This is a genomic window from Paenibacillus sp. PSB04, from assembly GCF_025809195.1.
GTDB classification, from domain to species: domain Bacteria; phylum Bacillota; class Bacilli; order Paenibacillales; family Paenibacillaceae; genus Paenibacillus_AQ; species Paenibacillus_AQ favisporus.
Genome location: NZ_CP081301.1, coordinates 4629856 through 4652130 on the forward strand (window position 1 = coordinate 4629856; position 22275 = coordinate 4652130).

The following is a 22275-nucleotide window of genomic DNA, read 5'->3' on the forward strand; positions in this document are numbered from 1 at the left end:
AACCTTGGTGCCCATACAACAACAACCAAGCGAGCTGGCGCATTATGCGCAGCTCGTTTGTTGTTTTTGGATAATCAAGCCTCCGATCGTTCTGGATTTATCGTTTCGGTCTGGGGTATATCACCATCACGCCAATTATACACATGAATCTTTAATAACACCTTATTATATAGAAGATATGTATTCAGATAAAATATGATTGAGGGGTACATAAAGAAGAAGGGATGGTGGTAAATGATGAATTTTACGAAGCTCACTGCGTATCTGGATACTTTTTATAATGAAAAAAACATTCCTGGTTTAGGTGTCGCTATGTATCACAAACACCAGCCTGTTTACGAACATTATACCGGATTTTCAGATGTAGAGAATCAGGTTCCATTTAGAAGGGACAGCATTTTCAAATTGTATTCTGCAACAAAGGTCGTGACCTGTACAGCACTGCTGCAGCTGCTAGAGCGAGGAAAATATAAGCTCACGGATCCTTTGTATGAGTACATCCCAGAGTTTAAGCACATGCTTGTTCGTCATTCGCTGCCAGATGGAACAGTCGACCTGCTTCCTTCACAAAATCCAATTACCATCGAGCATTTGTTTACAATGACAGCAGGAATCGAAACGATTCATACGGATGCAGTTCATAAGGCTGTAGCCGAGAGCAGCAGTGAGGGCCGGACACTTGCTGTGATCAAGACAGTGGCGCAGGAGCCGTTAGCCTTTGAACCGGGCTCGCATTTTAAATATACGGCGTGCCACGATGTGCTGGGTGCATTGCTCGAGGTCATAACAGGGCGAAGCTTTGGACAATATGTACAGGAGAATATTTTCGATCCGCTAGGGATGAAAGATACCTCATTCCAGCTAAAGGATGAGAGCCGCTTTTGCAAGCTGTACAATCGATTTAATGGTAAGACGCACACGGCAGAAAGCGTTGGAGAAACCTTTAAGCTTAAGCCAGGTCCAGCTTATGAAAGCGGCGGCGGCGGATTATATTCGACAGTGTCAGACTATATTATATTTGCAGAGGCATTATGCAACTACGGATTGGCACCGAATGGCGTGCGCATCCTTAAACCGGACACAGTGGATGCTATGCGAAGCAACCGCCTGTCGCCTACTGCGCAGCAGGATTTTGCCAAATTCGGCGGGGGAAGCAAACTGGGCTATAGCTATGGCTTAGGCGTAAGAACCTTAGTGAATCCTGAGGATAACAATGCACTTAGCCAACATGGGGAATTTGGCTGGGATGGCGCTAGAGGCTGTTACGTTGTCATGGACCCTGAATCGGAAGTCACCCTGTTCTATGCGCAGCAGGAACATGGTTCGGAGTGGTATCGCTGGCACGGTACGATACGGAACTATGCCTATGCGAGCATTTGGGATGCAGGATGCCGCCAACCCAATAACAAAGCCGCCGTTTAGAGGATTTGTGAGGCGAAAAAAGCCGCATGGTTGCGGCTTTTTATGTTTTCTTAAACGACTCTTGCTGTTCCAAATGCATAATGATGCCATAAAATATCTTCCACCGTGTCCGCCTGCTCCTCCTCGCATTCAATCAAGAGGATCACTTCCGAATTTTTGCCCCGTAACAGACGCCGCTGCTTTTTAATGACTTTGTAGTAGAACAAGTCGATGCAAATCCCAAGGATAAAACCAGCTGACGTGCCAATCAAGCCGCAGTAGATCGGCCCCCAAGCCAGCTTAAAACCGACACTGGCACCAATGACGGCAAACGCCGTTCCAAGCGCAGCTCCTGTGCTGACCAATGAAATGCCGTCTGCGTTGTGAATGCTGTCAAACAATCGCCGCTCTGTTTTGCGGTTCGTTAAAGGTACAGCGAAAATGTTCTCTTTGTTGATTCCGTTTTTCTCCAGAACCGTGATCGCTAATTCCAAATTGGTGGAATGCTCAAACGTTGAAAATATTTGTACCATCCGGTTTATTTCACTACCTTTCCCTTTTTTACTTGAAACGAAGGGCTTTGGTAATGCTTGATCAGGAAGCTCTTCTGCTCGTTGTTAAACAGCTTGTTGTTTTCCACGGTGTTTGCATACGAATCGTACGCTGCGAATCCCCACATGGAGGGCATAAACAGCAGCCATTGTTTATCAAGCACGGCCGTTGACTCCGTTAATTGACCAAGGAACAGGTAATGGACGGAAAGAAGCAGCTTGGAGAAATATAAAAATGCGATCGTCCAAGCAAGTGAGAAAAACGCGGTGACGATGCGGTGAATGTGCAGCTGTCCAAGCCCTGGCATAAATAAGGACCAGATGACCGACATGACGGGTTGCCGTTTATCCAAATAATTAATTTCCATCGCTCCGATGGTAAAAGAGTTAAATGGCGCATTTTCTTTTTCAGCGAGCAAATAAACTTTGTTCATATCGACCGATGTCCGGTAACTGTCCCAAATGCCAAACAGATAAACCGGAATATACATGAGCATCCACCTTGAATCCAGCACCTCTTTCGCTACCTCAATATTCCCGCAAAACGAATGCACCATCGCCAGATTAATCTTTGCGTTGTAATTGACAATCACTTCCCATATAAACAAGGTGAGCCCACGCAAATATTTGCTTAACAGGAGGTGCCCAAAACCCGGAAATGCCGCAGACCACCAAGCAATGACATACGGATTGCGGATATGAAACTGGGTGGTGCCGGCTATGGAAATATGGGCCTTGTAGCGGCGGAATTTGTTTTCGACATTCCTGTAATTATCCACGAACTTTCCTCCATAAATACACTTAACGATTGGCTGTTTGCCTTCTCACGAGTTTCAGATTACACACCAGAATTAAGAATATAAAGGGATACAATACAGCTGAATACCACAGCTTCCAACCGTTGTAATAAAAAAAGTCAGTCTGCAAGGTCAGCCATTCAAAGCTGATCGAAAATGCGGACCACGCTAAAATATATATGATTTTGGACCAGTTTCTCTTATGGAAAGGGAAAAAATTCAAGAACAGAAAGCTGACGGACGGGAAATACATGATAATTGCCAACATAGATAACCACTGGAATCCAGGGGATAGATAGCCATAGAGATCATAATGCAGGTCAAACACCACATCCGTGGTAAGACCGAATGCGTAGGCAAAAAAAGAAGTCGCATAAACCTCAATCCTGCTTAAATTTTTGGGGACAAATAAAGACACAATGTTCAGAAATAAAAAAAATACAAATATATAGACCATGCTTATTGACCACTTCCCATTTTGATCCGGCGCAGTTCTGTGCCTGATTAGCATTATGGGATGATTCAGATGATTATAAACCCCCTTCACTGAAGACAGTAAAAAGCCTTCGGCGATGGTGGCAAGGACTTATCGGATTTTTGTTGAACATTACTAGTCTCCCAAAAAAATCATACTTTTGGCCGGGGCGTGTTTCTACCCAAGCATTACCATAGGGACAGCATACATTAATAGAGTCAACTTATGATGATTAAGGAGGAGATATGATGGGGAACAACAATATTCATGGCTGTCCCGCTCCACAGAATATTACATTGGTGCAGCGCTTGCAGGCGCTTGTGGGACGAACGGTTACGGTGTTCCAGCCCGGGTTTCCGAGATTAACCAAAACGACAGGCAAGCTCTCCAATGTGACCAAGTCCTCGTTTACAGTTGGCAAGACTGTAGTTGAAATCCAAACCTCCTTCTATATCGTCACGAACGAAAGGGTTGTACGGACGAAACCCTTTGACTTGACGGCCACCGCAGAAGATATCGGCGAACTGAGCGGGATTTTAATCCGCGTGGGCCGGGGATTTGTCGAGTTTGTCCAGACCCCGGGCCGAAGAGTGCCTACCATTTTCCCATTGAATATATTTACTGAAGTGATTTGCGAAAGCGAAGAGGAGTAAGAACCGCACCAAAGCGAAAAACCTTCAATCCGTGGTGGCATGGATTGAAGGTTTTTTTGAGTTTAGATGTTTCTATTAAATTGTAAGATGAAATGCAGTTTTTTACCCTTCTTCCGTCGAGTAGGTCTTCAGGTTCCGAAGAACCGGGAAAAGCCAATACATCCAGATTACGGCAACAGCTAGGGTGCCAACGCCGCCGATGATGGTTGCCGGCACGGCACCGACCAACCCGGCCATCGTGCCGGATTCGAATTCGCCGAGCTGATTGGAAGTGCCGATGAAGAGCGAGTTAACGGCATTGACCCGGCCCTGCATCTCTTGGGGCGTGTTCACCTGTACAAGCGTCGAACGGATCACGACGCTGACGACGTCGGCTGCGCCGGTGAGAAACAACGCGAAGAGCGAAAGCCAGATGCTGCGGGAGATGCCAAACAGGATGGTCGCCAAGGCGAACATCACGAGCGAGGCAAACAGCGTTTTGCCAATGGCTTTCTCAATCGAAATTCGCGTGAGAATCAGCGAAACAACGATCGCGCCGACTGCTGGCGCGGCGCGAAGCAGACCGAGACCGGTCGGACCGGTCTTCAGGATTTCGTCGGCAAAGATGGGCAGCAATGCCGTCGCGCCGCCGAGCAGAACGGCGAACAGATCGAGCGAGATGGTGCCCAGGATGATTTTACGGGCGAATACGAACCGCAGACCGCTGAAAAAGGTGTCGATCCCGACGGCATCCAGCTTTTTAACGAAATGAACGGTCTTCACGAAGAAAATCAATACGACGGATATAAGGAGCGCGACCAGCGTTGTGATGTAGGCCGTAGAGATGCCCCAGATCACGAGTACGCCTCCGAGCGACGGGCCGACGATCATCGCCGTTTGCATCCCCGAGGCGGACCAGGCGGCTGCCTGCGGCAGCTGCTCGCGGTCGACGATATCCGGCACGAGGGCGGCAGAAGCCGGGCCCTCAAAGGTACGGCAAGCTCCAAGTATGGCAGCGGCGATCAACAAATGAACAGAGGTGATCCAGCCCTCAATACTGCTGATGACGAGAAAGACGACGACAGCGCACTCCATGAGTTGGCAAATATAGACGATGGTACGGCGATCATAACGGTCCGCCGTCTGCCCGGCCGGCAGCGTCAGCAGCAGCATAGGCAGGAACTGGGCCAGGCCGACAAAGCCGAGCTGAAAGGCGCTGTCCGTCAGTGCGTACATCTGCCAACCAATGACGACGGACAGAATTTGAAACGCGCTGGCCGAGAAAATCCGCGCAATCCATAAGTGCAAAAATGAGCGGTTATGGAGCACGGACGAAGTGTTCACATTCAATGCAAGTCATCCTTTCTTGTTGTGGAAAAAATGCCGAACGTATTGTTTCGGTATAACGAAACTATGTATTTGCTTACATAGTGCTCATTCATTTTATATGAAATGAAAAAAAGAAGGAAGGGAGGGGGAGAAAAACATGGTCGGAAATTGGAGGTTACCTGAAAGAGTCAAAATTAACGGGGATGGTAGAGTAATCCCCTTTAACTCAGCCCTGCATTTTTGCAGCCTTTTGTTGTTGGAAGATAAAGTCTTATTTTACGAACGCTGTTGAAATCTAGTTCATATAAGAATGCGAAACAGATCCCACGAAACGGCATACAGTTGACGATCCATCTTTGTAAATGTTATTTTGTAATAATACCCATTTTATGGGTCACAAATGAAGGAGTGCTTGGCATGAAGTTACCTTTACACGATCGATTCATTAAACAAGCGATTGAACATGTAAGCAAAGATCAGCGTTTTATGGGCCTGCTCGCAGGCGGATCTATGATGTATGAAGAAATGGATGAGTATAGCGATCTGGATTTAATAATCGTCTACGACGATGCTTTTCAAAAAGAGATCATGGAACAACGCATCCAATTCGCCGAAAGGCTTGGTCATTTACTTTCTGCATTCACAGGCGAGCATGTTGGGGAACCCCGATTGCTTATTTGTTTATATGGACCAGCCCCTCTCCATGTCGATTTAAAATATGTTCATTTGGAAGAGCTCGAATCCCGGGTCGAGAACCCACTGATTCTTTGGGAGAGAGGTAGTGGAATTTCAACAATACTCCATAATACAAGTGCATCGTTCCCCTCCCCTCAGCCTCAATGGATCGAAGATCGCTTCTGGGTATGGGTTCATTACTGTGCTGCAAAATTAGGGAGAGGCGAATTATTCGAAGTGATTGATACGATAACATTTATGCGGAATACAGTGTTAGGACCATTGGTACTCATCCACAACGGTCATTCCCCGAGAGGAGTCCGAAAGCTCGAGAAATATGTCCTCAAGGAAATGGAGGAATTACAAGGAACGGTCCCTATCCATAGCTTTGAAAGCTGCTATCATGCGTTAAAAAATACGATCCAGATGTATCAGCGACTACGCCAAGGTTCGGATATTGTGCCAAGGAACGAAGCAGAACGCGTTTCCATCGAGTTTCTTGACGGTATCTATTCAGAAAATTCCAATGGAAGCTCGTTCAACGAACGGAAACTATAGCTCAGCATAAACACAACAGCAGCCGATCCAACGGATCGGCTGCTGTTGTTACTCTGACAAGGGTTTGTTCGATGAGGCGTCATGATTTTAATGAACTATTCATTTATACTCATCGCCAACAAGCGTTTGAGATTGTCATCAATAAATTGATTATCGGCAGGGTTGATTCCACGGCCGGCAAAATGGCCCCAGATCGATTCGATCGGTTTAAAAACCGCATGTGGTATGTGCTTAGCCTCATATTCACTATCGTCCGCGGGACAGAAGAGATCCGTACTTCCCGGCATGATGCAGGCATGCGCCTTAATGCTTCCCAGCGCCTTATCGAAATCCCCGTTATAAGCGGGGTTTGCACTAATATCCGCATGTTGGCCGGTCCATAACATGGCCAGCACGTTGTGCGGATCCATCTTCATAAAGCTGTCTTCCCAGACGCCAGCCATAAAATCTGCCAAAGAGCTGAATCCCATCTCACGATACATTTCCTCTCTGTAAAAGGCTTGAGATACGCCCCATCCTGCATAGACATGGCCAACGGCGCGCATGTCAGCAGAGGTCAACCCGTCAAGTTTGCTGGAATCGAACCGGACTGAAGCCATGAGCGCGGCTTTCATTCCGCCCAGGACTACATACGTTTGGGGCCAAGTCTTTGCTACTCCGGCGAAAGGAGCGATTCGTTCCACCATGTCGGGATAGCTTGCCCCCCATTGGTAGGCTTGAATGCCTCCCATGGACCAACCGACAACGAGAGCAATCTTCTCAATGCCGAATTTTTCGGTCACCAGCCGATGCTGGAATGTAACGTTGTCATAGATCGTTACCTGCGGAAAATTCGCCCGGTCGAATGGAGGAGGCGTGTTGCTGGGAGAGGAGGATAATCCGTTGCCCAGCAGATTGGGGACGATGATGAAATATTCTCGCGGATCCAGTGCCATGCCGTCTCCGATCAACCATTCATTTTGAACATGCTGGTCGCCAAATGCCGTTGGATAGACGATGACATTATCTTTATTTTCATTCAATTTTCCATAAGTCTTATAAGCAAGAAAAGCGCTCGGTAACGTCACTCCCGATTGCAAGGTTACGTCACCCAAATCAAAAATTTCATAATCCATCATATCGTTTGCTCCTTTCAAGTTGAAACCAATAGATTGTATTTCTTGTTGTCAGTATAGTTCTGTGTTACTCTCAATAAAAGTGAATAGAATTCAAAGCAGTGTTCAATATTATTGAAAATGAAAGGGGAGCGTGTGATGGAATTGCGCCAGCTGAATACGTTCCGTACGGTTGCATCCACATTAAATTTCAGTCGGGCTGCGGAAGTGCTAAACTACGTCCCCTCCAACGTTACGATGCAAATAAAAGCATTGGAAGATGAGCTTGGGGTTCGTCTCTTTGACCGCTTGGGCAAGCAGCTTGTTCTCACGACGGCAGGGATACGCTTTTTAACTCACATTCAAGGTGTTCTGGACAAACTGGACGAAGCTCGCAGCGCCGTTCATGACAATGAAGATTTAACCGGCACCCTGACGATCAGTGCCAATGAGGTCGTGTGCGCCTATCGGCTCCCAGCTGTCTTTCAACGATTTCGCTCGCAGCATCCGGGGGTTCGTCTGATCTTCCGCTCCGTTCCAAATCTGGAGCTCAAGCAAGCACTATTTGAGGGAACTGCCGATGTCGTCTTTATGCTGGATGAGCCCATTCGCTCGAGCGGACTTGCCGTGGAGCCGTTGGTGGAAGAGAGGTTCCGCCTCTTTGCTGCTCCCGACCATCCTCTCGCCAAAAGAAACCTGCTGCAGCTGGAAGATTTTCACGGAGAAGTGTTCCTGACGAATGAAAAGGGCTGTCCTTACCGAACCATGTTCGACCGGTCATTTGAGAAAGAGGGAGTAGATAGTATTACGTATTTAGAGTTTCAAAGTGCTGAAGCGATTAAACAATGTGCCGTTTCGGGAATCGGTATTGCCTTCCTTCCTGAAATCGTAACAGAAGCTGAAGTTGATCGGGGCGACCTTGTTGCTCTTCCATGGGAAATTCCGGATCTGCACGTGTATACCCAGATGTCTTGGCATAAAGACAAGTGGCTTTCACCAATCATAGAATCTTTTATAGAGACGGCAGGAGAAGTGCTTGCAAATTCCCCTATTCATGCCGTGTAGTTCGCAGAACCATTTATTAAACAAAAAAACAAGTTCTCGTCTTTTTCGAAAGACAAGAACTTGTTTGGTTAAGATGAATTGTGGGGGAACGTATCATATGGATAGAAGGGATTGGCTAGAGGCACTAAGGTTCTTTCCTTACAACCGCTTGTAATCCTGGACAATGGTGTCCACCACATGCTTTCCCCAATCCGCAGCTTCCGAGCCCTTTTCATTCCAATCATAGGTGATGAGCCCTTTCCATAGGGCCCAGCCGCGAGCGCGATGAATGGTGTCCTCATCAAAATCCATCCGCTTCAGGAAGTGGCCGCGGCTGGCTTCATCAAAAAAGTTCCAGGCCATCACAAGGTCGCTCGAAGGATCGCCTACGCCCATCGTTCCAAAATCAATAACGCCGCACAGTCGTCCATCCCTCACGAGCAAATTGCCTACGGCAACATCACCATGCAGCCACAGCGGCTCTGATTGGTATGTTGTCGCAAGGGCAAGCTCCCATATTTCCGTTAGCAGCTTGTGATCGTATTGCCCGGATAGCTTTTCGATGATCGTTCTTGTCTCATCATCATATACCGCAAGATTTCCCCCTCGATGAAAGTTCTGGACCCCTGCCGGGACGCCGCGGCTTGCATCGATCGCCTCCAACTCTTGTAAAAAACTGGCGAGATCTTCGGCAAATTGGTTGTGATCGGATATGTTGCTGTGCGTGACCGTGTCGCCGTCAATCCAAAGGTTCACGGACCAGGGAAGAGGATATTCGTCCGTGGGCGCTCCTTTGGCAACCGGAACCGGAATGGGGACGGAAAGAAGCGGCTTGAAAACGGGAAGCCAGGTCAGTTCTTTTTCAACAGCCGAGGCGTAGCGTTCATGGCTTGGTAAACGGACGGTCATTTCACTGCCCAGTCGGTAGGTACGGTTATCGTGGCCGCTTTTTTCTACAGGCATTATCTCTAAATTCGCCCATTCCGGAAATTGACTATCGATTAATCGGCGTACAAGCTCGCAGGTAATCTCCATCTTCTCACCGCTTTCTAAAAAATGGTAATCAAATTATAACCTTTCACCTGCATCTCCTCAAGGGTTGGAGAGACCGAGAAATAAGAACGTAAAAAAACCGGGATATGTATAGCCCGGCTAGCGTTATTTTTGATCATGTCTTTATGAAATCAGACCAATCACCTTGGGGCAGAGCAATGTTATAATCAGCTCAAACCTTTAAAAGTTGAAGAAAATAAGATTTTAAATCGACGACCCGCAGTGATTCCGGTTTATGGTCTGTACCGGCAATTATTAGAGGAACGAGCGACTCCGCTTGACTTATGCCCCCGTGCCCTGCGCCTCCTATATGGGTGGGTGAACTGCCGTACTTCAATTCATATCCCGGCTTTGCGGTTACGACCATGTATTCCCCATGATGGGAATGTAAGGCAGCGGACAATCGCCGGAGGACATCGGGGTAATGTCCATATTCCACCGTATGCTTTTGGGTATTGATTTGTAAATCAAGCACTTCGTGATCTTCGGCCAATGTCCATGATTGATGATAGGGATCAACCAAGTCTCCTTGTGACCGATAGGCGAATTTCTTGGATGATCCAGATCGAACAACGCGAATCCAATCATCGTCTTTCCAAGCCAATATATCGATTCTTTCGTCAGCCTTCAATACCTCTGATATTTGCTCAAAAGAATATTGTGAGGTTAGCTTATACAGATAAGCCATTCTATCATTGATGGCAAGAATAAGCTCGGTCTGGTCCGTGACGGCGCCTCCCTGCCGTAAAATGCGGTATTCGTTCAAGATTTGCCCTAAATCAATGACCGGTTGGCGATTTTTCGGGTGGACATGAGCCATTCCGTTATCCCCCATGATGATGATTACGGCTTTTTCCAAAGCCTCTTCCGGTGAACCAAATGCCTGCAGCAAGGTCTTCAATTGGTGATCGGTGCGGATCACGCCATCCAAATCCGACGGCCCTTGTTTATGTATTTTTTGGTCCAGATCGGGGAAATAGACATACAGAAAATCAGGCAATTGCTCGTTTTGAATAAGATGCGTCACCATTCCGAGCGAATATTCATTGTTAAAGCCGAACTTACCGATGGGGCTCACCGGCAAGCTTTTCACGCTTTTCAGCGGATTTGAAAATGCTCCATAGGCAAACAAATCCGGACCTTTAACCGTGATATTTTTAGGTAATGCTGTCGGCATATGAATCCAAAAAGGAAAATTCAGCTGGTGATCCGCGCTTCCCCGATAGATCAAACCATTAACGGACCCCGATTGTAACCCCATACGGTCCAATTCTTCAAAAATGGTCGGTATTTGCGGATTCAGGTGGTCGCCGTTCATACGGATTAAGGCATCATTCAAATATTGGTTGATTCCGTTCCTGTAGATTTCCCAAAATCCGCTGCCATAATTAATGACTTTTTTGTCTTGTGCTGAGTACCAGACCAGTCCCGGTACACGATGTTCATCCGGATACGTTCCCGTCAGCAGTGTGCAGTCAATCGACACGGACATGGTGGGAAATGAGGTGACGACATTCTTATAGTATTGACCGTGTTCCATCAAGAACTGAAAAGTTGGAAGTTTGTTTTGCTCGATTCCCTTATCAATCGCCTGGCTCATTAACGTATCGACACAAATGAAGATAATGTGCTGCAACCTGTTCACCTGCCAATTTTTTCTGCAAGCCTATTCTTAAGCCACATTATTTGCTTTCAGTATTCAAAATATTCGGCAAGCGGAATGTCATGTAGGATGACATTTGTATCGAAGGGGGAGTAGAAGTGAGCGATCGTGCGGATTTGGCGCTGCCATTGGATAAGCTTTTTGAACAGTTTCATATCAAAGTGGCCTGTTCATTGGGTGGGAGACTCAACCAGCATTGGCTGGTAAATTTCAAGAACGACCACCTTGTATTACGGCGCTGGTACAAAGAAACTCATTTGGATGAGATTGATTATGAAGTGAAATTGCTTAAAAGCATAGCTGAGCTTGGATGGCCTGTGGCTTCCGTTATTGAAGGGCCGTTCGAGATGGAGGGGCAAATCTGGGGGTTATTCCCTTATCTTTACGGTGAACCGCCATCTGTCGACAACCGGGCGGCCGAACAGCGTGCAAGGGGGCGGCTTATGGCTCAGTTTCATTCAGACCTTGGGAAACTCAGTGGAATCGGTCAGCGCAAGGATTGGCGGCGGTGCGAAGAGATTCTATTTGACTCCGAGCTAGATCGATTGCTGTCACGAAATGAAAAGCAGCGCCCTGAGGAAATACGGATTCTGTGGTGGCATTTGGAGCGTGCCCGCAGGCGGGTGGAGGAGCTGAAACTTCATTCCAGACCCGGGATCGTGATCCACGGGGATTTTACACCCTGGAACCTGCGATTCCAGGATGGGAAGCTCTCCGGCATACTCGATTTTGAGCTTGCGCACTGGGACCATCGAGTAGGCGACTTTGCTCTTTCTTGGCGGGGAAAGTACGACGAGGTGATTTATGGGTATAATGAAGTATCACCTCTTGAGCTGGAGGAGTGGGAACTGATTACGCCCATGTGGTGGGCGGGGTTGATTGAGAATGCATGCAGGCACCTAAAGGAAGGAACTTGGGACGACGGCTGGATTGTCAGGAAATTGTTAGAGCGTTCACCGTTGATGGGACAGGACGCCGTCCCGTTCCGTTAAATGCGGCTGTTAGACTTCAGGATGATAAACTTTAATTGGTTTGGTTCGTTTGAAAAAGCACTTCGAACATCGCTTTCCCTTTCTTCTCCAGCCAAGTGTCAAAATCCATAAGACCAGGGTGTAGGCTGCGCAATGTTGGAAAATCGACTTCGTAGCCGTCTCCGTTTAACCATTCATAGATCCGCGCCAAGGTTTCGTTGTGCTGACGTATCGTTTCTATAGGGATTTGTACATAGCTTATCGGGCGGCCTGTCGCACGAGTGATGGCTGAGGCAATGCTAGGCGGAGTCCGTGCGTCACCGGCGATTTCGATCGTTTTGCCCAGAAATTTGTCGGGATGTTTGAAGGCCAGCTTGACGAACGCACCGATGTCTTCCACAGCTATGCAATGTACAGGTACGTCCGGGTTGGTGGCTTCAGCCAATGTCCCATGCTGAATACCATAAAACGGACTGGCGTAACTTTCCATAAATCCCGACGGGCGCAAGATCGTTGCAGGAAGGCCAAGCGTCGTAATGTATTGTTCAATTTCCCACTTGGCAAAATAACGAAAGTGAGACTGTACGTCAGCACCGCTATTCGATGAATAAACGAAATGCTGAACCCCGGCATCTTTCGCCGCATCGGCTGCATTTTTACCCCAACGAATTTCTTCGGCCGTTCTTGCATCGCTAGGCTCCCACGTAGGTGGTTGAACGCTGAAGACCCCGTGCACTCCTTGCATGGCAGCATCCAGCGATGCGCGATCTCCCAAATCCCCACGGAACAATTGAGCACCCGCTTGAGCAAGGGTTTGGGCTGCCGTACTTGAAAGATCACGTGTGAAAGCACGCACCTGCCAGCCATCAGCAAGCAGATGTGACGCTGCCGCACCCCCTTGCTGGCCTGTGGCTCCTAAAACCAAAATCGTCTTCTGAAGCGTAGTCATATGCTTCCTCCTTCAAGGTAATGGAATAACTAATTGAAAGTGTAAATCATATATGATTTCTTTGTAAGGAGACACTTTGTTGAGTTATACTTACGAATAGTAAGTAATTTGTGAGGAAGTGATTGCTTGAACCCAAGTGATGAACAAAAATGCCTATCCGCAGTTAACGAAGCGTTACAAGTGATAGGCAGCAAATGGGCTTTCCTGGTAATCTCTCAATTGTATTATAGTCCTCAGCGCTTTAATCAGCTGCGCCGGAATTTGAGCACCATCAGCATCAAATCTTTAACCGATATTTTGCGGCATTTAGAACATTATAAAATCGTAAATCGTCAGGTTTACCCAACAAATCCTATTAGCGTCGAGTACTCTTTAACGGAAAAAGGGAGAGAGTATAGGGAAGTACTTTTTCAAATGCGCCAATGGGGAGAAAAATGGAGCTCCACCCCAAATGAATAAAAAGGTTGTCAACCATCGATGCTTTAATGATTAACTCTCAGGACAGAGTATCTGTGTCCATCAGGGTCAATAAACCCAAAGAAGCGGCCAATGTCTTCATTGCGGATGGGTGTAACCGGAACGCCTTTTTCACAAAGAAAGCGATAGAGCCTATCAATTTGATGAGTCTCAAGTCCGATCATAGGAACAGCTTTTCCTTCCGTGCTTATTTTTCCATGGGATGACCTGTTATCAGATCGGGTAAGAATTAATCCTGGACCGCGCTCCAAACGTAATATTCCGATATCGTCATTTTTATATTGAACATCAAATCCGAGAACGGACTGATACCATTCAAGCGAATACTCCAGATCTGATACCGGGATATCATTGAAACGGATTTGATTCAGGTAGCTGGCCATACGAATCAACCCCTCTGCCCCGAAGCACTGACAGCTTTTCAGGGTGCCGTTGCTGTCCCGCTTTCAGTAAGAATATCAGCAGGAATGCATAGATGACGGACAAGATCAGAACAAATTCCAGCGCGATGGTAAAGGCGTGTGCATAACGGGTATGCGAGTCAAGCAAAGCTGAAATATCCAAAGCACGATAGAAGAAGATTCCGACGAAACATACGCCTAGCGCGGTGCTAAGCTGGGTTGCAGTCGTTAAAACACCGGAAGCCGCGCCGATATTCACCTGGCGGACCTTGGACAGAATGGTTCCAATGAGCGGCGCCGCGCAGGCGCCTTGCCCAATGCCAATGATAAACAAGCTCGGCCAAAGCGCCATCCAAACCAGATGGCCGCCGTGATGATGGACAATTTCCAAAGTGTAACCGATGCCGCCTGCCGTAATTATAGCTCCTACTAACAGAACAGCCGGTCCGAACCTGCTCACGAGCTTAGGTGATGCCAGTGAAGCGAGGAAGAAGCCGATTCCCAAGGGCAAATAGGTTAACCCCGACGTTAAAGCAGAATAGCCGAAGCCCTGCTGGAGCATAACCGCCAACGTGAAGAACAATGCCGAAGCGATCGCATAAAAGACGAGTATGAGCGATATGCCGAGGCTAAAGGAACGATCCCGGAAAAGTGAAGGAGAGAGCAGTGGCGATTTTCCATTTTCAAGCATTTTGCGCTCATATATAATAAACAGTGTCAAACCTGCCGGGAAGCAGGCAAGCAAGATGAACGACCATGCGGGCCATCCAGCCTCACGGCCTTGAACAAGTGGAAATGCCAGCGCCAACAGGCTTGCTGTTAAAATGATTGCGCCGGCCAGATCAAGCCGTTTGGCTGAAGGGTTGCGCGACTCTTGAAGCAGCGGGATTCCGGCCAGTAATGCAGCCACACCAATGGGGACGTTCACGAGAAACACGGAACGCCATCCCAAGCCGAACAGATTTTGGCTGATAAGGTAACCCCCGAGCAGCTGCCCGGATACGGTGGCGATGCCGATGGTCGCACCATACAAACCGATGGCTTTCGCTTTTTCACGCTCGGGAAAACTCACTTGGATCATAGCGAGCACTTGCGGCATCATGGCCGCCGCCGTTATGCCCTGAAGCACGCGAAACAGGATCAGGTACAGCGAGGAGGGAGCCGCACCGCATAGCGCCGAAGCGACTACGAATCCTAACATCCCTATGAGAAACAGACGTTTTCGCCCAAACATATCGCCGAGCCGGCTCCCGGTAATGAGCAGCACGGCATAAGCCAGCGTATAGCCCGCAAGAATAAACTGAATGTCCGAGGCGCTTGCCCGTAAATCGGCTTGGATGGACGGAATCGCAACGTTAACGATAAAAGAATCAAGCAAAGCCATAAATGTCGCTGCCAACACCACCGCCAAAGCCCACCATCTGCGAGAATCGACGCGCTCTCCACTAGTCATGGTCATTTCAATCACCTTTCTCCATCAAGTTATATCCTTATCCTAGATGAAAAAGGTCTTTTCGTAAGAATACCGTTTATACGATTATAAAAAATAATACCTAGCAAGAATGCACGTGAAAAATGATTTCATATGCAGATAGAGCGGAGGGAAGAGGATGGAAGAAGATTTGAAACGCCGCAAAGAGTTAGGCGCATTCTTGAAATCGCGCCGAACGCGCATATCCCCGGCCGACCTTGGTATCCAAAGCGCACCGCATCGGAGGGCCAAGGGTCTTCGCCGTGAAGAAGTGGCGGACATCGCCGGGGTCAGCAACATATGGTATACGTGGCTGGAACAGGGACGGGACGTCCGGCCTTCTGCACAGGTTCTTGATAGTTTGGGCAAAGCTCTCCAATTGAACCGGTATGAGCTGCTGCATTTGTATACGCTTGCGGAACACCGTCCACCCGCCAAGGATTGGATGTCCGACATTCACATGGATCCGTCCCTGCAGCGTATGCTGGATAAACTAGAGCCTTTTCCCGCTTACATAAGAGGACCCCGATGGGACACGCTTGCTTGGAATCATGCGGCTTGCGAGCTGTTTGGCGACTTTAACCAAATGAACGTTCTGGAAAGAAACAGTTTGTGGCGAATGTTTGCCCGTCCCGATTACCCCGATTTGCTTCCGGACTGGCCGTATGTAGCCCAGAGCCTCTTAGCCCAATTTCGGACCAGCTACGGACAGCATATTGGCGATCCTTCGTTCGAAGAGTTGGTTGATCTGCTCAAGAAGACGAGCGAAATGTTCAATCAATGGTGGGATCATCATGAAGTGCTCGGTATCCCGCTGGGACTTAAAAGGTTCAATCACCCAAGGCTCGGTGAGCTCGCTTTCGAGCACCAGTCGCTTACGGTTGCCGATTACCCCGACTTGAAAATGACTGTATATATCCCGGTTCAAGTGGATACTTCTCGGGTTGAGAAAGGACCAAGGGAAAGCTAAATATCATGCCTATGGATCCGTGGTGATTTTCAATTTTATTAAAATTAAAATTTAAAATATTTTTTATAGGCACAAAAAAATCAATAATTTTAACTTAGATATTAAAATTATTGATTTTTTGGTTTTACAAATTGAATATGTTGTTTTATAATTCAAAAAAAGAAAGGAGTAGAGTATGAAGTATCCCATCATCACACAGTGTCCTGTATGCGACCATCCGCTGCACGCAGTCAAGCTGGAATGTGGACATTGCAGGACGACGATTGAGAACACGTTTGAATTATCAAAGCTGGCTCTACTCTCACCTGAACAGCTCCATTTTGTAATCACCTTTCTTGTGAACAGGGGCAACATCAAGGAAGTAGAGAAAGAGCTCGGCATATCTTACCCGACGGTTCGCGGCAAGCTCAATGATATCATCACGGCCCTCGGTTACGATACGCGTAAGAAGCAGGAAGTCGATGAGAAGAAGGTCATTTCCATGCTGGAGAATGGCGAAATTACCGCGGACGAAGCGGTCAGAATGTTGAAGGATGAATAAGGAGGAAGAAACGATGAGAGAAGAAATCAGCAAAGTGCTCTCCATGATGCAGGAAGGCAAAATTGATTCTGAAAAGGCAACGGAGTTGATTAATGCACTGCAGGAGAAGCAAATGGCACATCCATCGCAAGCCGTGCAGGTACTTGGGAAACCAGACTATTCGAAGAAATTGTCATCGGGTTCCGGCCGTTATTTAGACAAAACGTTGAAAATTCGAGTAACAACTGAAGAAAACGATAATGTCAGCATTAATTTACCGATTAAACTGGTGAAGGCGGTTCTCGGAGCGGGGCACAGCATCGCATCTAATATTCCGCAATCCGCGGAATATGTGAAGAATATCGATATCGATCTGCTGATCGATGCAATCGAAAACGAGCTTGACGGGCAAATCGTTGATGTCCGTATGGGTGACGGGAATACCGTCGCCGTAGTGATTGAGTAATTGGCCATGATAACTGTTAAGGTTAAGAGCAAAGGGTATGCTTTTGTGATTCCGGTCCCTTATGCCGTATTGCGCATGGGAAGCGGTATTCTGACTTCCGGTTTAGTTCAGCGCAAAATGAAGGATTGGATGAACAAGTCTGGCGGCCATGTGGGTGGGGACCCGAGCCGGAATCAGGATTTCGATTCGGACGGCAGACGATTCGGGACTGAATTGCTGCTGTCAATTCTTGAGAACGCAAGCACGCAGCAAGCGATCAGGCAGCTCATCAAGGAACTGCAGCGGTGCAAAGGTACGGTTCTGGTCGATGTCCAGGCTCAGGACGGAACGAAAGTGTTGATTAAATTGTAGGCAAAGCTTTTAATTACAGCATCATCGTGCTAGAGAGAAGTGGCCTATGCTGAATCAAAGCACGTAAGACGACATGAGCATATACGCGTAATAGCCGCGGCGCTGCGGCTTTTTGTGTTTTAACAAGATATGATTTTTCAAAACCGAAAGCAAAGAACAAATATCACGTTGACGAGAAAAAAAACATGGAGCTTATTTGGTTAACCATAATTAAGTTATGTTAACTAATCACAATTAGCGAAAAAGGAATTTTAGCAAAGTGTTTTAATAAATTAATTACCTTGACAGTCACAGTAGTGAATTGTATTATGCAGATATGGAGGTGATTGTATGAGTGACAACAAAATCACATCCGACCTGCTGCGAGGCCATACCGACACGATGATTTTACGATTATTATCCGAAGCGGACCGCTACGGTTATGAAATTGTCAAGCTGATTGCCGAACGTTCGGGAGGTGAGTACGAACTAAAGGAAGCCACGATGTATTCCAGCGTCCGGAGGCTTGAAGGGGACGGAGATATCGAGTGGTATTGGGGCGATGAATCGCAGGGCGGACGGCGCAAATATTTTCGAATTACCGAGAAGGGCAAGGAAACGTACGAGCGCAACAAAAGCAACTGGGAGTACGCCAAGCGTGTGCTTGAGAACTTGTTATAAGGGGAGTCGATGGGATGAACGAGAAATTGACGAACTATCTGAATGGGGTTTTTGCACCGTACGACGGGGTGAAGAGCGTCAGCGAATTAAAGGCGGACCTGCACTCCGATTTACAGGAGCGGTTCCGTGAATTGAAAGCCGAGGGGAAGGACGATGAAACGGCATTGGAAATGACCATCGACAGCATCGGCGACATTGAACAAACCGTACTGGAGGTGGCAAACCTCTCCCGGTCGCTCGAGCGGAAGGTGCTGACGAACCTCAGTGCGAGCAACTTGAAGGATAGCGACTTTGCGGGTGTTACCGCCCATCAGGGTAATTTTACAGCAAGTGCGCTCCGGGGCTCCGACTTTACGAACGCGGACTTGACCGGCAGTTCTTTTAAAAACAGCGACGTGAGAGAAGCCCGTTTCGACGGTGCCAATCTGACCGACTGCAATTTATCCACCCTGGACCTTGCGAATGCAAGCTTCAATAAATCTATCCTCGTGCGTACGAACTTCAGCAAATCATGGCTGGCCGGAGCAAAATTCACAGGCGTTCATCTGACTGACGTCAACCTGACGATGACCGCTCTTACCAAAACCGTTTTTGAAAACTGTGTATTCGACGGGGTGGACTTCACGTCCTCCGATCTGACAGGGCAGCGCTTCGATGGTCAAATCTTCGTCGGCGTCAAGTTCGATAAAGCTGGATTGAAAGAAGTTTCATTCAAGGGCGCGACGCTCAAGAATGTATCTTTCCAAGGGTCTCTTTTGACCAAGAAGTATTATCGTGCCATCAAAACCGTTTGCTTTGACGGGGCGACGATGGATAAGCTGACCTTTGCCGCGCTCAAGGGCATGGATGCCAATTTGTCCAAGGTTACGGTGATCTAGTACATATCTCGATTTGGATACCCGGAACAGGGGGTGAGCCATCTTTTACTTGCCGATATTTCGTCTCGTTGATGCAGCTAATATACCTTTTTGACAAAGGGCTTCAAAGCATGAATGACAAGAGAGAATCATAGGGCTGATAACAAGAAAAGAGAGGTCATCCAAATGGAAAAGATGATATCGGGAAAAAGCAGCAGCGGCTTCTCCGAAACCGGGCTGCAAAAAATGCGCGACGTGCTGGCGCGGCATGTTGAATCGGGGAAAATTCCCGGGCTCGTCGCCCTGGTCAGCCGGAACGGTGAAACGCATGTCGAAGCGATCGGCACGATGCGCCATGACGGTGGCGTACCGATGCGCCGGGATACGATCTTCCGGATGGCGTCCACTTCCAAGCCGGTCACGATGGCTGCGGCGATGGTCTTGCTTGACGAGTGCAGGCTGCGGCTGGACGATGTGGTAGATCCGTGGCTGCCCGAACTCGCCGACCGGCGGGTGCTGAAGAGAGTCGACGGCCCGCTGGACGATACCGTGCCGGCGCGGCGTCCGATCACCGTAAGGGACATTTTGACCTCCACATTCGGGCTTGGTATGGATATGACGTCGCTGGGCACGCCGATCATGAACGCGATTTTCGAGCAGGGGCTCACGCCTGATCTGCCGGAACCGATGCCCGAGCCGGATGAGTGGATGCGCCGTCTTGGTGCGCTTCCACTGATGCACCAGCCCGGAGAGCGCTGGCAGTACCACATCAGCAACGATCTGCTCGGCGTACTCGTGGCCAGGGTCACGGGTCAATCATTTGAGACATTTCTGCGCGAACGCATCTTCGATCCCCTCGGCATGAAAGACACCGGTTTCCATGTGCCCGCCGACAAGAGCGACCGCCTGCCGCCCCTTTATGCCCCCAACCCGCAGACCGGTGAGTTCACCGTGTGGGACGAAGCCGAAGGGGGACGCTACAGCCAGCCTCCGGCGTTCCAGGGCGGCGGAGGCGGACTTTGCTCCACTGTTGATGACTACCACGCGTACTTTCAAATGCTGTTGAATCAGGGGATGCACGGGAACGAACGGATCCTGTCCCGGCCCGCCGTTGAGCTGATGACCACTAACCGCCTTACGCCCGAGCAGCAAGCCGCCCGACACGCCATGGCCACCAACAATGTCCACGTGTCATTCGGTCAAGGGCAGCACGGCGGCTGGGGCTTCGGGATGGCGGTGCGCACCTACCGTGGTGACTACGCGCCCATCGGCCAAATCGGCTGGGACGGCGGAAGCGGCACCTCGACCTACGCCGACCCGCACAACCAGCTCACGGGTATTCTTCTCACCCAAGTCGGGATGTCTACCCCGGATTCAGCACGGCTTATCCACGACTTCTGGACTACGGTCTATCAGGCCATCGAAGATTGACAACTGGGTAACATTAGCCTCGATGTACCACCTCAAGAAAGGGCACAGAGCCTTTCAGAAAATTCTCCATCCATTTGAGATTTCGGGAATCGATCAGCATATTTAATCATGAAGCAGGTTAGAAGGCGGCCGTCATTATTATCGGCTGTCTTTTTATTTGCTCGTACGTATCACACTTAGAAGCCGCATCATTGCGGTTATTTGTTTTTTTACGATAAACGTTACCGGACAAAACCGAGGACTAGAACAAATAGACGGATGTAGGGAGTAGAGTACTTTTTGGTGCCTATAGTACTTCAAAGTGCGTACTTTCCTTCTCTGTTTAAATGCTTCATAATCTATTTTTGTTAGACGATAAAATGACATTTGTTGATTTGATTAGGCATTAGTTTCCATATCGATGCACTATCAAATTGAATTATATATCCTAGGAGGACATCTTAGATGAGAAATTTACTGCAAGGAAAAATTGGATTTGGTACGGCGCCGCTAGGCAATATGTATCGCAATATCCCGGAGGAAGAAGCTATAGCCACTGTAGATGCAGCTTGGGAGAGCGGCATCCGTTACTTTGACACAGCTCCGCTGTATGGATCTGGCTTGGCGGAGATTCGTCTGGGTGAAGCACTGTCGAAAAGAAACCGGGATGAGTACGTTTTAAGTACAAAAGTAGGCCGAATTATTTCGGATGAATTGGAAGATCCATCTGCACGTGATTTAGGGGAAAAAGGGGGACTTTTCGAATTCGGCCGTAAGAATAAAATCATCAACGACTACAGTGCGGATGCGACTCTTCGCTCGATCGAGGATAGTTTGAAACGTTTAAAAACAGATCGTCTGGACTTTGTTTATATCCATGATGTGGCGCAAGACTTTTATGGTGATGAGTGGATTTCGCAATTTGAAGCGGCCCGAACCGGGGCATTCCGTGCGCTCACACGTTTACGTGAAGAAGGAGTCATTAAGGGCTGGGGACTCGGAGTAAACCGGGTAGAGTCGATCGAACTCATGCTGGAATTGGAAGAAGCCAAGCCGGATGTATCTTTGCTGGCTGGTCGGTACACCTTATTGGACCATGAGCGTGCGCTGCAACGAGTTATGCCTGCGGCAGTAAAACATCAGATGGACATTGTTGTCGGCGGACCCTATAGCTCAGGTGTTCTTGCTGGAGGTACCCACTTCGAGTATCAAAAAGCGACACCGGAAATTGTGGCAAAAGTTGAGAACATCAAAAATATTGCAGATCGTCATCAAATCAGCATCAAGGCGGCTGCTTTACAATTTTCGCTGGCTAATCCGGCGGTTGCAGCCGTCATTCCGGGTGCAAGTCGTCCTGAGCGGATTGCAGAAGACAAAGCTGCATTGAATACAGTCATTCCGGCAGCTTTCTGGGAAGAAATGCGCGAACAAAAACTGGTAGCACCCCATGCACCGCTGCCTATCGACATGAAATCAATAGGGGAGTAATGAACATGGCAC

At 48.3% G+C, this 22275-nt stretch carries 24 protein-coding genes; 14 read left to right on the top strand and 10 right to left on the bottom strand.

What is annotated here, in order from left to right; genetic code table 11:
- Positions 1 to 234: 234 nt before the first annotated feature.
- Positions 235 to 1422, top strand: a complete 1188-nt coding sequence (locus tag K2F33_RS21445) for a serine hydrolase domain-containing protein (protein WP_263878517.1) — start codon at positions 235 to 237, stop codon at positions 1420 to 1422.
- A 50-nt stretch (positions 1423 to 1472) separates the two neighbouring features.
- Here K2F33_RS21445 and K2F33_RS21450 read toward each other — a convergent pair whose 3' ends face one another.
- The 3 genes from K2F33_RS21450 to K2F33_RS33720 are packed head-to-tail and all read right to left on the bottom strand — an operon-like array spanning position 1473 to position 3260.
- A complete protein-coding gene (locus K2F33_RS21450) occupies positions 1473 to 1934 on the bottom strand; it encodes a hypothetical protein (protein WP_263878518.1) in 462 nt (153 codons plus the stop codon).
- A gap of 5 nt (positions 1935 to 1939) precedes the next feature.
- Complete coding sequence (locus K2F33_RS21455; protein WP_263878519.1) at positions 1940 to 2731, bottom strand: hypothetical protein; 792 nt, start codon at positions 2729 to 2731, stop codon at positions 1940 to 1942.
- A gap of 22 nt (positions 2732 to 2753) precedes the next feature.
- Entirely contained in the window at positions 2754 to 3260 is a 507-nt protein-coding gene (locus K2F33_RS33720; RefSeq protein ID WP_412973935.1) for a CBO0543 family protein, read from the bottom strand.
- Positions 3261 to 3469: 209 nt separating this feature from the next.
- Here K2F33_RS33720 and K2F33_RS21460 point away from each other — a divergent pair, with 209 nt between their 5' ends.
- Entirely contained in the window at positions 3470 to 3877 is a 408-nt protein-coding gene (locus K2F33_RS21460) for a hypothetical protein (protein WP_263878520.1), read from the top strand.
- A gap of 102 nt (positions 3878 to 3979) precedes the next feature.
- Here K2F33_RS21460 and K2F33_RS21465 read toward each other — a convergent pair whose 3' ends face one another.
- Positions 3980 to 5200: an MFS transporter gene (locus K2F33_RS21465; RefSeq protein ID WP_089550256.1), complete on the bottom strand. Its 1221-nt coding sequence runs from the start codon at positions 5198 to 5200 to the stop codon at positions 3980 to 3982.
- A 402-nt stretch (positions 5201 to 5602) separates the two neighbouring features.
- On the opposite strand from K2F33_RS21465, the gene K2F33_RS21470 reads away from it, so the two are divergent.
- Positions 5603 to 6418 carry a nucleotidyltransferase family protein gene (locus K2F33_RS21470; RefSeq protein ID WP_263878521.1) on the top strand — a complete coding sequence of 272 codons (816 nt, stop codon included), beginning with the start codon at positions 5603 to 5605 and terminating at the stop codon, positions 6416 to 6418.
- A gap of 95 nt (positions 6419 to 6513) precedes the next feature.
- Here K2F33_RS21470 and K2F33_RS21475 read toward each other — a convergent pair whose 3' ends face one another.
- On the bottom strand, positions 6514 to 7533 hold the full coding sequence (locus K2F33_RS21475) for an alpha/beta fold hydrolase (protein WP_263882411.1): 1020 nt from the start codon (positions 7531 to 7533) through the stop codon (positions 6514 to 6516).
- 138 nt (positions 7534 to 7671) lie between these two features.
- Between K2F33_RS21475 and K2F33_RS21480 the strand changes: the two genes are divergently transcribed.
- Positions 7672 to 8577, top strand: coding sequence for a LysR family transcriptional regulator (locus tag K2F33_RS21480; protein WP_263878522.1), 906 nt, complete (start codon positions 7672 to 7674; stop codon positions 8575 to 8577).
- Positions 8578 to 8715: 138 nt separating this feature from the next.
- Here the strand turns inward: K2F33_RS21480 and K2F33_RS21485 are convergent, their stop codons facing one another.
- Together K2F33_RS21485 and K2F33_RS21490 are read right to left on the bottom strand one after the other, a co-directional pair.
- A complete protein-coding gene (locus K2F33_RS21485) occupies positions 8716 to 9591 on the bottom strand; it encodes an aminoglycoside phosphotransferase family protein (protein ID WP_263878523.1) in 876 nt (291 codons plus the stop codon).
- Between the two features lie 190 nt (positions 9592 to 9781).
- A complete protein-coding gene (locus tag K2F33_RS21490) occupies positions 9782 to 11245 on the bottom strand; it encodes an alkaline phosphatase family protein (protein WP_263878524.1) in 1464 nt (487 codons plus the stop codon).
- Between the two features lie 125 nt (positions 11246 to 11370).
- Between K2F33_RS21490 and K2F33_RS21495 the strand changes: the two genes are divergently transcribed.
- Complete coding sequence (locus K2F33_RS21495; RefSeq protein WP_263878525.1) at positions 11371 to 12264, top strand: phosphotransferase enzyme family protein; 894 nt, start codon at positions 11371 to 11373, stop codon at positions 12262 to 12264.
- A 31-nt stretch (positions 12265 to 12295) separates the two neighbouring features.
- On the opposite strand, the gene K2F33_RS21500 is transcribed toward K2F33_RS21495, so the two are convergent.
- Positions 12296 to 13192 (bottom strand): NmrA/HSCARG family protein, encoded by an 897-nt coding sequence (locus tag K2F33_RS21500; RefSeq protein ID WP_212984041.1) that lies wholly within the window; start codon positions 13190 to 13192, stop codon positions 12296 to 12298.
- 126 nt (positions 13193 to 13318) lie between these two features.
- Here K2F33_RS21500 and K2F33_RS21505 point away from each other — a divergent pair, with 126 nt between their 5' ends.
- Positions 13319 to 13651, top strand: coding sequence for a winged helix-turn-helix transcriptional regulator (locus K2F33_RS21505; protein ID WP_263878526.1), 333 nt, complete (start codon positions 13319 to 13321; stop codon positions 13649 to 13651).
- Between the two features lie 23 nt (positions 13652 to 13674).
- Here K2F33_RS21505 and K2F33_RS21510 read toward each other — a convergent pair whose 3' ends face one another.
- Entirely contained in the window at positions 13675 to 14052 is a 378-nt protein-coding gene (locus K2F33_RS21510) for a VOC family protein (RefSeq protein ID WP_263878527.1), read from the bottom strand.
- Positions 14018 to 15529 (bottom strand): MFS transporter, encoded by a 1512-nt coding sequence (locus K2F33_RS21515; protein WP_263878528.1) that lies wholly within the window; start codon positions 15527 to 15529, stop codon positions 14018 to 14020. Before K2F33_RS21515 ends, K2F33_RS21510 begins: the two co-directional genes overlap by 35 nt.
- 151 nt (positions 15530 to 15680) lie before the next feature.
- Here K2F33_RS21515 and K2F33_RS21520 point away from each other — a divergent pair, with 151 nt between their 5' ends.
- From K2F33_RS21520 to K2F33_RS21555, 8 genes are all read left to right on the top strand, one after another.
- Complete coding sequence (locus K2F33_RS21520) at positions 15681 to 16511, top strand: helix-turn-helix transcriptional regulator (protein ID WP_263878529.1); 831 nt, start codon at positions 15681 to 15683, stop codon at positions 16509 to 16511.
- A 175-nt stretch (positions 16512 to 16686) separates the two neighbouring features.
- Positions 16687 to 17052 (top strand): DUF2089 domain-containing protein, encoded by a 366-nt coding sequence (locus K2F33_RS21525; RefSeq protein ID WP_089547632.1) that lies wholly within the window; start codon positions 16687 to 16689, stop codon positions 17050 to 17052.
- Positions 17053 to 17065: 13 nt separating this feature from the next.
- Entirely contained in the window at positions 17066 to 17497 is a 432-nt protein-coding gene (locus K2F33_RS21530) for an SHOCT-like domain-containing protein (protein WP_089547631.1), read from the top strand.
- Between the two features lie 6 nt (positions 17498 to 17503).
- Entirely contained in the window at positions 17504 to 17848 is a 345-nt protein-coding gene (locus K2F33_RS21535; protein WP_089547630.1) for a hypothetical protein, read from the top strand.
- A 330-nt stretch (positions 17849 to 18178) separates the two neighbouring features.
- Positions 18179 to 18508, top strand: coding sequence for a PadR family transcriptional regulator (locus K2F33_RS21540; protein ID WP_076164694.1), 330 nt, complete (start codon positions 18179 to 18181; stop codon positions 18506 to 18508).
- Positions 18509 to 18522: 14 nt separating this feature from the next.
- Positions 18523 to 19386: a pentapeptide repeat-containing protein gene (locus K2F33_RS21545; protein ID WP_263878530.1), complete on the top strand. Its 864-nt coding sequence runs from the start codon at positions 18523 to 18525 to the stop codon at positions 19384 to 19386.
- Positions 19387 to 19551: 165 nt separating this feature from the next.
- Positions 19552 to 20796: a serine hydrolase domain-containing protein gene (locus K2F33_RS21550; protein WP_412973936.1), complete on the top strand. Its 1245-nt coding sequence runs from the start codon at positions 19552 to 19554 to the stop codon at positions 20794 to 20796.
- A 444-nt stretch (positions 20797 to 21240) separates the two neighbouring features.
- Positions 21241 to 22263, top strand: coding sequence for an aldo/keto reductase (locus tag K2F33_RS21555; protein ID WP_263878531.1), 1023 nt, complete (start codon positions 21241 to 21243; stop codon positions 22261 to 22263).
- The last annotated feature ends 12 nt before the right edge of the window (positions 22264 to 22275 follow it).